Below are 13,340 nucleotides of genomic sequence, written 5' to 3'. Positions count from 1 at the left end.
GGCCGCGGCGGCGGACCGCGACCCGCACCCGCGCGCATGCCGGGTCGTCTCAGTCCTCGGCGGACCGTGCGGCGTCGAGTGCTTCGCGTGCCTCGTCGGCGCTGAGACGGGCCGCGCGGGCGGCGCGTTCCGCGCCCGCCTCCTCGCGCCGGGCGGCGTCGAGCCGGTGGGAGGCGGCCTCCAGCTTGTCCTTCGCCCTGGCGAGCTTCGCCGTCAGCGTCTCCACCCTCTCCGCGCGCCGTCCGTGCTCGCGTACGGCGTCGGCGTGCTCGGCCGCCCGGTCGGCGCGGCTCCGCTCCGCCTCGGCCGCCGCCTTCTCGGCCTCGGCGAGCGCGCGTTCGAGGTCCCTGACCCGTCGCTCGCGTTCCGCCTCCCCGCGCCGCCGTTCCGCCTCCAGAGGCTTCCTCCCCGCCTCCCGGCTCTCGCCCGCGCGGCCGGCCCTCCCGGCCGGGCGTACGGGGGCCGGGGTGAAGCCGCTGTGGCTGAGGGGGCGGGTCAGCCTGCCCCGGCGCACCTGCTCGGCCGCGTCCTCGTCCACCACGGCGGCGTCGAGGGTCTGCTCGATCTCCAGGTCGGCCCCCGGGGCCAGCGGATGCCCGGCCGCCTCGGCGTTCTCCCGTACGGACCGGACGGTGCGGGCGATGAGCGGGGTGCGTTCGCGGCCCGCCTCCGCGAGCGCCTCGGCGTCCTGGGCGCGCCACGCCTCGCGCAGCCGCCGCCCCAGGTCGAGCAGCGGATCGAGCAGCCCCTCCCGCCGGGCTGCCTGGTTGACCGCCCAGGCGACGACGGCCGGCCTGCGCAGCGCCTTGATCTGCTTGGCCAGCGCGGCGTCACCGGCGGCCTTCGTCTCCTTCGCCAGGGCGTCCCGGGCCGTGGTGAACTCCCCGGGCACCATGCCGTAGAGCCGGTCCGCCGCCTCGTCGAGGTCCACAGACCACGTGTACCTCAGTTCCCCCCGGCGTTCAAAGGTGTCGCCTCCGGTGTGAGGCGCCGGCCGGGGCCGGACGCCTCACACCGGGACTGTCAGTACGGCCAGCCGGGGACGTTCAGCCGGACGCGGTAGAGGCCGAAGTTGCCGGTGTTCCCGCCGCGGGAGGGCGTGCCCGAGGTGATGTACAGCGTCTGGCCGTCGGGGCCGCCGAAGGCGACGTTGGTGGTGTTCTGCCCGGCGGAGATGGTGCCGAGCTGCACACCGGACGGCGCGTACACGTGGACCTTGCCGTCGTTGAAGGAGGCCTGGTACAGGTTGCCGGCGCAGTCGATGGTCACGCCGTCCGAACCGTTCAGGGACGCGAAGTCGGAGCGGGTGCCGACGCTGCCGTCGGAGTTGACGGGCCACTTGTAGATCCGGCCCGTGCCGTTGCCGCCGACGTAGAGCGTCTTGCCGTCAGGGGAGAGCGCGACGCCGTTCGGCTCCCGGATGGTGTCGTCGATCAGCGAGACGACGTTGTTCTTCACCCGGAACACGCCGGTGCGGCCGGACATCTGGTCGGCCCGGTTGGCGCGCTGGAAGTCGGGGTCGGTGAAGTAGACGGTGCCGTCCGGGCCGACGGTGAGGTCGTTGGGCGAGTTGAAGGCCCGGCCCTGGTAGGAGTTGGCGACCACCCCCCGACTCCGGTCGGGCAGGTGGAAGGAGGAGACGCTGCGCTGGTCGTGGGTCGCGGCCAGCAGGGTGCCGCCGTCCCGGGTGAGGGCGAGGCCGTTGCTGCCGGAGTTGGGAATGAAGGTCTGGAAGGTGTTCGGCTCGGTGAACCGCAGCACGTCCGAGGGCTGGACGTTCTCCGACCCGGTGCCGTCACGCATGAGCGACAGCAGCAGGGTCTGGGTGGCGGAGTCCCAGACCGGGCCTTCCAGGAAGTTGAACCCGTCCCGGATCTTGGTGGCGGTCACCGACGACGACGGCAGCGGGTTGGGGTAGGTCGCGCCCGGCGTGCACGGTCCGACGCCGGGGCGCGGCGTGCCCGTGGGGGTGACGCTCGGCGAAGGCGTCGGGGTCGGGGTCGGCGAAGGCGTGGGGGTGGCCGAGGGCGTGACGGTGGGCGTGACCGTGGGCGTGACCGTCGGCGTGGGGGTCGGGCTGAGGGTCACGGGCCCGCTGCACATGACGCCGTTGAGCCAGAAGGTGTTGGGTATCGGGTTGCCGCCGGTGATGCTCGCGGTGAACCCCATCCCGCTGGCCGTGCCGTTCGTGGCGATGGAACCGTTGTACGACAGGCTGGTGGCGGCCACGCGCGTGCCGGACTGCGTCCAGGTGGCGTTCCAGCCGGACGTGATCTTCTGGCCGGAGTCGGGGAAGTCGAACTCCAGCTTCCAGCTGCTGACCGGGTCACCGAGGTTGGTGATGGCCACGTCGCCCTGGAAGCCCCCGCCCCACTGGCTGACGATCTTGTAGGTCACCTTGCATCCGGCGGCGGCCGCGGCCGGCGTCGTCACCGTCGCGACTCCACCGGCGACAAGCGCGGCGGCCAGCCCGGTGGCCGCGACGGTGGCGAGACTTCGTCTCATAGGGAAGTCCTTTCGGGAACGGCGACGGGCGGCTGCCGCCCGCGTGTCAGAGTGCCGTCCCGAAATTAAGCGACTGAGCAGGCGGTCGCGATCGGCCGCCCGGTGGGGCGTTCGCCCTGTGAGACGAGGTGTGGTTGTCTTTGTCGCGGCGGCCGGTCACGCGCGGCACCGGCGGCCCCCTCAGCCTGCGCGAACGCGGCCGCCTTCGCACCGGGCGAGCCGATCGGCGGCCGGAGGGCGCCCAGGCCACGGCGCTGAAACGTTCAGCCCGCGCCGGGCGCGCCGGGACGGGCGCCAGTGTGACCCGAGCGGTCCGGCGAGGTGCCCGGAAGCGGCTGATCCGCCACACGGCCGGCGGCGGCGACCGTCCTGGTCCGGTGCCCTGAGCAACACCGGACCAGGAGGACCACCCGTGAGGACGTCAGCTCGGGGATGCCGCCGCCATCACGCCCACGGCGATCCGCCCCTCCATCACACCGGGGTCCTCGGTGTGGGTGAGCGACGCGCCGAGGGAGCTCAGCAGTCTGCGCAGGCGCATGTTGTCGAAGAGCAGGGTGACCCGCACCTCGGCGAAGCCGAGGTCCCGCGCCTGGGTGAGGAGCATGCGGGCGAGCGTGCCGCCGAGGCCCCTCCCCTGCCAGCGGTCCTCCACCAGCAGCGCGATCTCCGCGATGCCCGGGTCCGCGGTGAACAGCAGGCTGGCGAGGGCCACCACCTGACCGTCGTGACCGGCGACGAGCGACTGCCCGCGGGCGCGGTCGCACAGCCGGTCGAGCATGCGCGGCGGCAGGTTGGGGTTGGAGGTGAAGTAGCGGAACCTGCGCGTCTCGGGCGAGCAGCGTTCGTGCAGGTCGCGTAGCGCCTCGCGGTACAACGGGGTCAACGGCTTGACCTGCACCTCCGCGCCGTCGGCGAGCCGCACCGGCCCCTCGGCCGCGGACGGCTCGGCCGGCGGCTGCGCCAGCCTCACCATCGCGGCGGCGCGGGCCGCCTCCGTCAGGGTGAACGGGAGCCCGGCGCGGCGCAACCGGATCGACCGGCGCGGCGCCACGGGCACCACCAGCAGCGTGGGGTCGGGAAGCTCCGGCGTCTCCCCCTCGTTCCGGTCGCCGGGACGCGCCGCGGCCGCGCCGTACACCCAGCGGGCGTCGTCGGCGCGCAGCAGCTCGCCCAGGATCTCCGGCAGGCGCCAGGGCGCCGACCGCAGCCGGGCGGCGAGCAGCAGCGTACGGGTCGGCTCGTCGGTCAGTTCGTGCGCGGTGGCGGGCACGATCCGCACGCGCCGCCCTCCGGCCGCCTCCAGCGCCTCGCGTACGGCCTCGGGGGACGCCGGGATCTCCGTGACGAACTCGTCGACCGTGCCGTCCGTGTCGGGCTGCACCGAGAGACCGAGTATGTTGCCGCCTCTGTCGGCCAGGGCCGCCGTCAGCGACGCCAGCCGTCCTGGCCGCTCGTCCACGGTCGTACGGATCCGGAAGAACCCCATCGGTGCCGCTCCCTCCGTTGCGCTGACCCTCAGCCTGCCGGAGAGCTGTTACACGCTTGCTACACGGCGGTGAGCCGATCGTTTCCTTTTGGTATGGCACGTTACGACCATGGTTATCCGCACCACTCCTCCGGATCTGCCACGACATCCGTTGTCGAATGGCGACAAGAGAACGGATATAGCAGGATGTCCTGCATGAGCGCTCCCCTGTCTCCTGAGTTCGTCAACGGTGAGGTGTCGTTCTGGTACCGGTCGTCCGGGGTCCCGGCGCCCGGCGAGCGCCTGGACGGCAACACGCGGGCCGACGTGGCCGTGGTCGGCGCGGGCTACACCGGCCTGTGGACCGCCTACTACCTGAAGAAGGCCGACCCCTCGCTGCGGGTCGTCGTGCTGGAGAAGGAGTTCGCCGGTTTCGGAGCCTCGGGGCGCAACGGGGGCTGGCTGACCGGCGCGCTGGCCGGCTCTCCCGAGCGTTACGCGAAGACCCACGGCGCGGACGGCGCCCGGCGGCTGCAACGCGCGATGTTCGAGGCGATCGACGAGGTGATCCGGGTCGCCGGCGAGGAGGGCATCGACGCCGACATCGTCAAGGGCGGCCTGCTCACCGTCGCGCGCGGCCCGGCGCAGGCGCTGCGGCTGCGCGAGGAACTGGCCGGTCAGCGCGAGTGGGGCTGGGGCCCCGAGGACGTCCGGCTGCTGTCCGGCGACGAGATGGACGACCGGCTCAGGGTCGCGGACGCGCTCGCCGCGACCTGGACCCCCCACTGCGCCCGGATCCAGCCCGCCAAGCTCGCCCGCGGGCTGGCCGCGGCCGTACGGAACCTCGGCGTGGACGTCTACGAGGGAACCCCGGTGACCGCCATCGCGCCGGGCCGGGCGGTCACCCCGTACGGCACCGTGTGGGCGGACCACGTGCTGCGCTGCACCGAGGGGTTCACCGCCGGCATCGACGGCCACCACCGCGACTGGCTGCCGATGAACAGCTCCCTGATCGTCACCGAGCCGCTGCCGGCGGAGGTCTGGGACGAGATCGGCTGGCGGGGCCGCGAACTGCTCGGCGACATGGCCCACTACTACATGTACGCCCAGCGGACGGCCGACGACCGGATCGCCTTCGGCGGGCGGGGCAGGCCGTACCTCTACGGATCGCGGATCGACGAGCGCGGGCACACCCACGCCTGGACCGTGGACGCCCTGTGGGACCTGCTGGTCGCGTTCTTCCCCGCCGTCGCCCGCTCGCGGGTGGCGCACGCCTGGTCGGGCGTGCTCGGCGTGCCGCGCGACTGGTGCTCGGCCGTCCACCTGGACCCGGCGACCGGCCTCGGCTGGGCCGGCGGCTACACGGGCCACGGCGTGACCACCACCAACCTCGCCGGGCGCACGCTGCGCGACCTCGTGCTGCGCCGCGACACCGGCCTGACCCGGATGCCGTGGGTGGACCGGCGGGTGCGCGCCTGGGAGCCCGAGCCGCTGCGCTGGCTCGGCGTCCACTCGATGTACCGTCTCTACCGGCTCGCCGACGCCCGCGAGAGCGGGGGCATGACCAGGACGTCCGTGCTGGCCCGGATCGCCGACAGGATCACCGGCCACTGACCACGTTCCGCCCGTACGTCTGTTCACCAGAAAGAAGGACACGACACCCGTGAGTTCCACCCTCCTCTTCCGCGGCGGCCGCGCCTTCACCCCGGACGGCTTCGCCGAGGCGGTCCTCGTCCGCGACGGAGTCATCGCCGCCGTCGGCGCCGAGGCCGACCTCGTACGGCTGGCTCCGGACGCCGAGCCGGTCGACCTCGGCGGCGGACTGCTGACGCCGGGGTTCACCGACGCCCACATCCACCCGGTGCAGGCCGGGCTGGAGCGGGCCAAGTGCGACCTGTCCGAGGTGTACGGCCTCGACGCCTACAAAGCCGAGATAGCCGCCTATGCCGCGAAAAATCCGGAGAAGGAGTGGATCGACGGCGGCGGCTGGGACATGGCCGCCTTCCCCGGTGGTCTCCCCCACCGGTCCCAGCTCGACTTCCTCGACCGGCCGGCGTACTTCGTCCAGCGCGACCACCACGCGGCGTGGGTCAACACGCGGGCCCTGGAGCTCGCCGGGATCACCGGCGACACCCCCGACCCCGCCGACGGCCGCATCGAGCGCGACCCCGACGGGACGCCGAGCGGCGTGCTGCACGAGGGCGCGATGGACCTCGTCGGCCTGCTCACCCCCCGCCCGACCCCGGCCGACGTCGACGCCGCCCTGATGGACGCGCAGGCCCACCTGTTCTCCCTCGGCATCACCGGCTGGCAGGACGCCATCGTCGGCTCGTACGCGGGGTCGGACGACCAGTTGCCCGCCTACCTGTCCGCGGCCTCCTCCGGGCGGCTCAGGGCGCGGGTGGTCGGCGCCCTGTGGTGGGACCGCGCCCGCGGGGCCGAGCAGATTCCCGGCCTGGTCGAGCGGCGGGCCATGGCCGAGGGCCTGGACCGGTTCCGGGCGACCTCCGTGAAGATCATGCAGGACGGCATCCCGGAGAACTTCACCGCCGCCGTCATCGAGCCCTACTGCCGCTGCGGCGGAACCGGCCTTTCGTACGTCGACCCCGCCCTGCTCGGCGGGTACGTCAAGGAACTGGACGCCCAGGGCTTCCAGGTGCACTTCCACGCCATCGGCGAGCGGGCCGTACGCGAGGCGCTCGACGCGCTGACCGGGACCGACCCCGGCAACCGCCACCACATCGCGCACGTGCAGATCATCACGCCGCAGGACGTGCCGCGCTTCGCCGAACTTGGTGTGACGGCCAACCTCCAGCCGCTCTGGGCGACCCACCACCTGCAGATGGACGAGCTGTGCATCCCCTACCTGGGCGAGGAGCGGGCGTCCTGGCAGTACCCCTTCGCCGACCTGGTACGGCACGGCACCCGCCTCGCCGGGGGCTCCGACTGGCCCGTCTCCTCGGCCGACCCGCTGGCGGCGATGCACGTGGCGGTCAACCGGACCGAACCCGGCAGCTCGGTCCACGCGACGTACCCCACCGCGCAGACGCCGTTCCTGCCGGAGCAGAGCCTCGACCTGAGGACGGTCATGACCGCCTACACCGAGGGATCGGCCTGGATCAACCGCTCCCCCGCCGGTGTGATCGAGGCGGGCCGCCCGGCCGACCTCGTCGTCCTCGACCGCGACCCCTTCGCCCTCGACCGGAAGGACATCTGGACGACCAAGGTCATCATGACCTTCCTCGACGGCGAACAGGTGCACGGCTGAAGTATGGTCACGGTGGCATGCGATAACCCGCGTCGAGCCTGGGACTGGCGGCGTTGAAATACCTGTTCTCGACGATGTGGGCGGCGAACGCCGCGAATTCGTCCGGGGTTCCGAGCCGGCGAGGGTTGAGGAACTGTCTGACCCCCTCCGCCTTCGTGTCCTCGTCGACATAGTCGTCGACCATGGGGGTGTCGAAGCCCCCGGGGACGATGGTGTTGACGCGTATTCCGCGCCCGGCGAACTCGCGGGCGGCGGGCAGGGTCATGCCCTCGATGGCGGCCTTCGTCGCGGCGTACCCGATCAGTCCGGTGGTGGCCTCACGGGCGGCGACGGAGGAGGTGTTGATGATGACGCCCCGCTCGCCGTCCTCATCGGGGGCGTTGCCCAGCATCACGGCCGCCGCATGGCTCATGACGTTGAAGGTGCCGATGAGATTGGTGCTCACGAGCCGCGTCAGCACGGTCGTGTCGCTGGGCCGCCCGGCCTCGGTGACGAGGACGACGGGGGCGAGGATGCCGGCGGTGTTGACGTTGACGTCGATCGTTCCGAACCTGTCCAGGGTGGCGGCCACGACGGCGGCGACCGCCTCGGCGTCGCCGATGTCGGCGCCGATCCCGAGGGCGTTCACACCGAGATCGTCGGCGATCCGGGCGGCGAGCGCGCCGCGCCGGCCGACGATGACGACGTTCGCGCCCCGGGCGGAGAAATGTCGTGCGACTCCCTCACCGAGCCCGGAGGTGCCGCCGGCGACGAGGACCGTCTTCCCGCGAATGTCCATGATCTCCTCCGGAGCGGGCCGGTGGCATGTTTCACGGCTGCGCGCCGTCTCGGGTATCCCCCACATTCTGTGCGGAGCCGGGGGCATCGGATATCCACGCGGTGGTCTTCTTGGGCCGACCCCCGGGAAGCGGTTCCTGTCTCGCCGGAAAGATCCTGGCGGGAACGCGAAAGCCCGGAGCCGTGGAAGGCTCCGGGCCTGCTCAGGTCGCCGGGACCGCTCTCGCGGCCCCGGACACCCGGCTACTTCTCCGTCGCTGGCGGATCGGTGATCCCCGGCGACGCCGTCCGGGCGAACTCGGCGGTCAGTAGATCGGACGGGAGGAGGAGCGCAGCCGCTCCAGCGCCTCGGCGAGGATCTGCGCGCCGTCCTTGTCGCTGCGGCGCTCCTTCACGTACGCGAGGTGCGTCTTGTAGGGCTCGTTGCGCGGCGGAGCCGGAGGGTTCGACTGGTCCTGCCCGGCCGGCAGCCCGCACCGCGGGCAGTCCCAGAACTCGGGGACGGCCGCGTCGCTGGCGAAGCTCGGGCGCGTCTCGTGCATGTTGGCGCACCAGAACGGGACCCGCACACGGGGGGCGGCCTCGCCGCGTTCGGCCTCTCCCATGGGGCCGGCGCCGACTCGGCTGCCACGGATCGCGTTGCCACTACCCACCGATGAACTCCTTGCTCGATCGCCCCGCGGACGGGGGGAGGTGAATCTCTGTCACGCGTGGCCGGAGACCGTCGCTACGGCTTGAGCAGCAGGCCCAGCGCGATGATGCAGACGAACCAGACGGTGCCCGTGATGATGGTCAGGCGGTCGAGGTTGCGCTCGACCACCGACGATCCGCCGAAGGACGACGAGAAGCCGCCGCCGAACAGGTCGGACAGGCCGCCGCCCTTGCCCTTGTGAAGCAGCACGAGCAGCACCATCAAGGAGCTCGCCAGGATGAGGGCGATGGAGATTCCGATTATCACCGTAGACCTGTTCCTATATCCGGGCGTGCACGACGCGAGTGCACGGCGTCATCAACGTGCGGATGCACGACGCCATCAGCGTGACGATTCATTTGTGTCCTTCGAGGGTACGACTTGTTGTCAAGTCGCACCCCCCGAACGGCACAGCTAGCCGGAGACTTCGCCGAAACGGCAGATCTTGACGTACTCCCCCGCATCGAGGCTGGCCCCTCCGACGAGGGCGCCGTCGATGTCGGCTTCCGCCATGATCCCGGCGACGTTGTCCGACTTCACCGAGCCACCGTAAAGGATACGGACAGCGGCGGCCACATCGTCACCGTACAGCTCGGCGAGTCGCGTCCTGATGGCGCCGCACACCTCCTGCGCGTCCTTCGGGGTGGCGACCTCGCCGGTGCCGATCGCCCAGACCGGCTCGTACGCGACCACGATCGACTTCACCTGGTCGGCGGGCACGCCGTCGAGCGCGCCGTCGAGCTGCGCCAGCGTGTGCTCGACCTGGCGGCCCTCCTGGCGCACCGGCAGCCCCTCGCCCACGCACAGGATGGGCGTCAGCGAGTGCCGGTAGGCGGCCTTGACCTTGGCGTTGCACAGCGCGTCGTCCTCGCCGTGGTACTGCCGCCGCTCCGAGTGGCCCACGAGGACGTAGGCGCAGCCGAGCTTGCCCAGCATCGCCCCGGAGATCTCCCCGGTGTACGCCCCGGAGTCCTGCGCGGACAGGTCCTGCGCGCCGTAGGCGATGCGCAGCTTGTCGGCGTCCACCAGCGTCTGCACGCTGCGCAGGTCGGTGAACGGCGGGATGACCGCCACCTCCGCCCTGTCGTGGTCGCGGTCGTTCAGCGAGAACGCCAGCTTCTGCACCAGGTTGATGGCCTCGAGGTGGTTGAGGTTCATCTTCCAGTTGCCGGCGAAAAGCGGCTTGCGCGCCATCTACTCCTCCAGCGCCGCGAGTCCGGGCAGCGTCTTGCCCTCGAGGTACTCGAGGCTGGCGCCGCCACCGGTGGAAATGTGCGAGAAGCCGTCCTCGGGCAGCCCGAGCCTGCGTACGGCCGCGGCCGAGTCGCCGCCGCCGACCACGGTGAACGCCTCCGACGCCACGAGCGCCTCGGCCACCGCGCGGGTGCCGCCGGAGAACGCGTCGAACTCGAACACGCCCATCGGGCCGTTCCAGAACACGGTCCGCGCGTCGGCCAGCTTGGCGGCGAACAGCTCACGGGTGCGCGGGCCGATGTCGAGGCCCTCGCGGTCGGCCGGGATCGCCGTGGCCTCCACGACGTCGTGCGGGGCGTCGGCCCCGAACTCGGTCGCGGCCAGCACGTCGACCGGCAGCACCAGCTCGACCCCGCGGGAGGCCGCCTCGTCGAGGAAGCCCTTCACCTGGTCGATCTGGTCTTCCTGCAGCAGAGACTTGCCCACCTCGTGGCCCTGGGCCTTGAGGAAGGTGTAGGCCATGCCGCCGCCGATGAGCAGGCGGTCCACCTTGGCCAGCAGGTTGGCGATCACGCCGAGCTTGTCGGAGACCTTCGCGCCGCCCAGGACGACGACGTACGGCCTGGCCGGGTCCTCGGTGAGCCTGCGCAGCACGTCGACCTCGGCGAGGACCAGGTCGCCCGCCGCGTGCGGCAGCCGCTTGGGCAGGTCGTAGACGCTGGCGTGCTTGCGGTGCACGGCGCCGAAGCCGTCGCCGACGTAGACGTCGGCGAGGGCGGCCAGCCGCTCCGCGAACTCACCCCTGACCGCGTCGTCCTTGGACTCCTCGCCCGGCTCGAAGCGCAGGTTCTCCAGCAGGGCGACCTGCCCGTCCTGGAGGCCGGCGACCACGCTCTGGGCCGACTCGCCGACCGTGTCGGCGGCGAACGCCACGTCCTCGCCGAGCAGCTCGGCCAGCCGCCGGGAGACCGGGGCGAGCGAGTACTTCGGCGTGACGGAGCCCTTGGGCCGGCCGAGGTGCGCCGCGACGACGACCTTCGCGCCGCGCTCCAGCAGCTTCCTGATCGTGGGCACCGACGCGCGGATGCGGCCGTCGTCGGTGATCGTCTCCCCGTCGAGGGGGACGTTGAGGTCGGCGCGCACGAACACGCGCCGGCCCTTCACGTCGAGCTCGTCGATTCCGATCATCAGAGGGAGGCGCCCACGTACTCGATGAGGTCGGCGAGGCGGTTGGAGTAACCCCACTCGTTGTCGTACCAGCCGACGACCTTGACCTGGTTGCCGATGACCTTGGTGAGGCCGGCGTCGAAGATGCAGGACGACGGGTCGGTGACGATGTCGCTGGAGACGATCTCGTCCTCGGTGTAGCTGAGGTAGCCCTTGAGCGGGCCCTCGGCGGCGGCCTTCAGCGCGGCGTTGACCTCTTCGACGGAGGTCTCGCGGCCGACCTCGACGGTCAGGTCGGTGGCCGAGCCCGTCGGGATCGGCACACGCAGCGCGTAGCCGTCGAGCTTGCCCTTGAGCTCGGGCAGGACCAGGCCGATGGCCTTGGCGGCGCCGGTGGAGGTCGGGACGATGTTCAGCGCGGCGGCGCGGGCGCGGCGCAGGTCCTTGTGCGGGCCGTCCTGCAGGTTCTGGTCCTGCGTGTAGGCGTGGACGGTGGTCATCAGACCCTTCTCGATACCGAAGGTGTCGTTGATGACCTTGGCCATCGGGGCCAGGCAGTTGGTGGTGCAGGAGGCGTTCGAGATGATCGTGTGCGCGGCCGCGTCGTACTTCTCGTGGTTCACGCCCATGACGATCGTCACGTCTTCGTTCTTCGCCGGAGCGGAGATGATGACCTTCTTCGCGCCGTTGTCGGCGTGCACCTTGGCCTTGGCGGCGTCGGTGAACAGGCCGGTCGACTCGACGACGACGTCGACGCCCAGGTCGCCCCAGGGCAGCTTGGCGGGGTCACGCTCGGCGAAGGCCTTGATCGCCTTGCCGTCGACGGTGATCTCGTCAGCCGAGGACTTGACCTCGTACGGCAGGCGGCCCAGGATGCTGTCGTACTTCAGCAGGTGGGCCAGCGTGGCGTTGTCGGTGAGGTCGTTGACGGCGACGACCTCGATGTCCTTGCCGCTGGCCGCCACAGCGCGCCAGAAGTTGCGGCCGATACGGCCGAAGCCGTTGACGCCTACGCGGATGCTCACGGATCCGATCTCCTCGTACGTCGTGCGCCGGTGTACCGGCGCGAGGACTGTGTTAAACCTCAATGACAGACCTTATCGGACCCAAATTGGTGTAGACCACGGGGCCGCGTTTTGGCGGCGTGTCCCCCCCTTGTCAGCCGGTGAGCGGCTCCGTTCCCGCAGGCGGCGGCCCGGGGAACGCTCCCGGTGAAGCGACCGGGAGCGGGTCAGTGCGCGAGCATGTCCGCGGTGAGATTGGCCTCGGTGTTGGCGATGCCGAGGTCCTGGGCGCGCTTGTCGGCCATGGCGAGCAGCCGCCGGATGCGCCCCGCGATGGCGTCCTTGGTCAGCGGCGGGTCGGCGATCTGGCCCAGCTCCTCCAGGGACGCCTGCTTGTGCTCCACCCGGAGCCGGCCCGCGATCACCAGGTGCTCGGGGGCGTCCTCGCCGAGGATCTCCAGCGCGCGCTGGACCCTCGCCCCCGCCGCCACGGCGGCCCGGGCGGACCTGCGGAGGTTGGCGTCGTCGAAGTTGGCCAGGCGGTTGGCGGTGGCCCGCACCTCCCGGCGCATCCGCCGCTCCTCCCAGGCCAGCACGCTGTCGTGCGCGCCGAGCCGGGTCAGCAGCGCGCTGATCGCGTCGCCGTCGCGCACGACCACCCGGTCGACCCCGCGCACCTCACGGGCCTTGGCGTGGATCTTCAGACGCCGGGCGGAGCCGACCAGGGCCAGCGCCGCCTCCGGCCCGGGGCAGGTCACCTCCAGCGACATCGACCGGCCCGGCTCGGTCAGCGAGCCGTGGGCGAGGAAGGCTCCCCGCCAGGCCGCCTCGGCGTCGCAGGTGGCGCCGGACACGACCTGCCGGGGCAGGCCGCGCACCGGCCGGCCGTGGTTGTCGATGAGACCGGTCTGCCGGGCGAGCGCCTCGCCGTCCTTGTAGACCCGTACGACGTAGCGTGAGCCCTTGCGCAGCCCTGCGGGGGCCAGCACGAGGACCTCGGCCTTGTGGCCGAAGACCTCCCCGATGTCCTTGATGAGCCGGCGGGCGGTGGCGTTGGTGTCGAGCTCGGCCTCGATCACGATCCGCCCGCCCACGAGGTGCAGCCCGCTGGCGAACCGCAGCAGCGTCGACACCTCCGCCTTGCGGCAGCAGGGCTTGAGCACCGGAAGGCGGCTCAGCTCGTCTTTCACCACGCCCGTCATGGCCATCTGCGCGTGTCCTCCCCCAAACAGACTCTGCCCGTCAGTCTCTCGCACCTTGGGAGCAGGC

General features: G+C 71.7%; 12 protein-coding genes. 2 read left to right on the top strand and 10 right to left on the bottom strand.

Annotation, left to right across the window (positions count from 1 at the left end; translation table 11 throughout):
* Positions 1-49: 49 nt before the first annotated feature.
* From HHX33_RS10880 to HHX33_RS10870, 3 genes are all read right to left on the bottom strand, one after another.
* Positions 50-931: a transposase gene (locus HHX33_RS10880; protein ID WP_182874475.1), complete on the bottom strand. Its 882-nt coding sequence runs from the start codon at positions 929-931 to the stop codon at positions 50-52.
* 92 nt (positions 932-1,023) lie between these two features.
* Complete coding sequence (locus HHX33_RS10875) at positions 1,024-2,505, bottom strand: SMP-30/gluconolactonase/LRE family protein (protein ID WP_220501708.1); 1,482 nt, start codon at positions 2,503-2,505, stop codon at positions 1,024-1,026.
* A 421-nt stretch (positions 2,506-2,926) separates the two neighbouring features.
* Positions 2,927-3,991, bottom strand: a complete 1,065-nt coding sequence (locus tag HHX33_RS10870) for a GNAT family N-acetyltransferase (protein ID WP_182874474.1) — start codon at positions 3,989-3,991, stop codon at positions 2,927-2,929.
* A gap of 195 nt (positions 3,992-4,186) precedes the next feature.
* Between HHX33_RS10870 and HHX33_RS10865 the strand changes: the two genes are divergently transcribed.
* Together HHX33_RS10865 and HHX33_RS10860 are read left to right on the top strand one after the other, a co-directional pair.
* Positions 4,187-5,584 (top strand): NAD(P)/FAD-dependent oxidoreductase, encoded by a 1,398-nt coding sequence (locus HHX33_RS10865; protein WP_182874473.1) that lies wholly within the window; start codon positions 4,187-4,189, stop codon positions 5,582-5,584.
* Between the two features lie 49 nt (positions 5,585-5,633).
* On the top strand, positions 5,634-7,238 hold the full coding sequence (locus HHX33_RS10860; RefSeq protein WP_182874472.1) for an amidohydrolase: 1,605 nt from the start codon (positions 5,634-5,636) through the stop codon (positions 7,236-7,238).
* A gap of 7 nt (positions 7,239-7,245) precedes the next feature.
* Here HHX33_RS10860 and HHX33_RS10855 read toward each other — a convergent pair whose 3' ends face one another.
* The 7 genes from HHX33_RS10855 to whiA all read right to left on the bottom strand — a co-directional run bounded on the left by HHX33_RS10855 (position 7,246) and on the right by whiA (position 13,279).
* Positions 7,246-8,016 carry an SDR family NAD(P)-dependent oxidoreductase gene (locus HHX33_RS10855; RefSeq protein ID WP_182874471.1) on the bottom strand — a complete coding sequence of 257 codons (771 nt, stop codon included), beginning with the start codon at positions 8,014-8,016 and terminating at the stop codon, positions 7,246-7,248.
* A gap of 304 nt (positions 8,017-8,320) precedes the next feature.
* Positions 8,321-8,668 carry an RNA polymerase-binding protein RbpA gene (locus HHX33_RS10850; protein ID WP_111699330.1) on the bottom strand — a complete coding sequence of 116 codons (348 nt, stop codon included), beginning with the start codon at positions 8,666-8,668 and terminating at the stop codon, positions 8,321-8,323.
* A gap of 74 nt (positions 8,669-8,742) precedes the next feature.
* A complete protein-coding gene (gene secG, locus HHX33_RS10845; protein WP_182874470.1) occupies positions 8,743-8,973 on the bottom strand; it encodes a preprotein translocase subunit SecG in 231 nt (76 codons plus the stop codon).
* A 147-nt stretch (positions 8,974-9,120) separates the two neighbouring features.
* On the bottom strand, positions 9,121-9,900 hold the full coding sequence (gene tpiA, locus HHX33_RS10840) for a triose-phosphate isomerase (protein ID WP_111699332.1): 780 nt from the start codon (positions 9,898-9,900) through the stop codon (positions 9,121-9,123).
* Positions 9,901-11,088 (bottom strand): phosphoglycerate kinase, encoded by a 1,188-nt coding sequence (locus tag HHX33_RS10835; protein WP_182874469.1) that lies wholly within the window; start codon positions 11,086-11,088, stop codon positions 9,901-9,903.
* Positions 11,088-12,092 (bottom strand): type I glyceraldehyde-3-phosphate dehydrogenase, encoded by a 1,005-nt coding sequence (gene gap, locus HHX33_RS10830; RefSeq protein WP_138461199.1) that lies wholly within the window; start codon positions 12,090-12,092, stop codon positions 11,088-11,090. Before gap ends, HHX33_RS10835 begins: the two co-directional genes overlap by 1 nt.
* Positions 12,093-12,298: 206 nt before the next feature.
* Positions 12,299-13,279: a DNA-binding protein WhiA gene (gene whiA / locus HHX33_RS10825; RefSeq protein ID WP_111699335.1), complete on the bottom strand. Its 981-nt coding sequence runs from the start codon at positions 13,277-13,279 to the stop codon at positions 12,299-12,301.
* Positions 13,280-13,340: the final 61 nt, after the last annotated feature.

The sequence above is a fragment of the Microbispora sp. H10670 genome (assembly GCF_014161385.1).
Classification (GTDB): Bacteria; Actinomycetota; Actinomycetes; order Streptosporangiales; family Streptosporangiaceae; genus Microbispora; species Microbispora triticiradicis.
This window is presented reverse-complemented; position numbering and strand designations above follow the sequence as displayed.

Coding starts and splice junctions, on each gene's coding strand:
- HHX33_RS10875 (WP_220501708.1), bottom strand. CDS start 2,505: ATGAGACGAAGTCTCGCCACCGTCGCGGCCACCGGGCTGGCCGCCGCG.
- HHX33_RS10870 (WP_182874474.1), bottom strand. CDS start 3,991: ATGGGGTTCTTCCGGATCCGTACGACCGTGGACGAGCGGCCAGGACGG.
- HHX33_RS10865 (WP_182874473.1), top strand. CDS start 4,187: ATGAGCGCTCCCCTGTCTCCTGAGTTCGTCAACGGTGAGGTGTCGTTC.
- HHX33_RS10855 (WP_182874471.1), bottom strand. CDS start 8,016: ATGGACATTCGCGGGAAGACGGTCCTCGTCGCCGGCGGCACCTCCGGG.
- tpiA (WP_111699332.1), bottom strand. CDS start 9,900: ATGGCGCGCAAGCCGCTTTTCGCCGGCAACTGGAAGATGAACCTCAAC.
- HHX33_RS10835 (WP_182874469.1), bottom strand. CDS start 11,088: ATGATCGGAATCGACGAGCTCGACGTGAAGGGCCGGCGCGTGTTCGTG.
- whiA (WP_111699335.1), bottom strand. CDS start 13,279: ATGGCCATGACGGGCGTGGTGAAAGACGAGCTGAGCCGCCTTCCGGTG.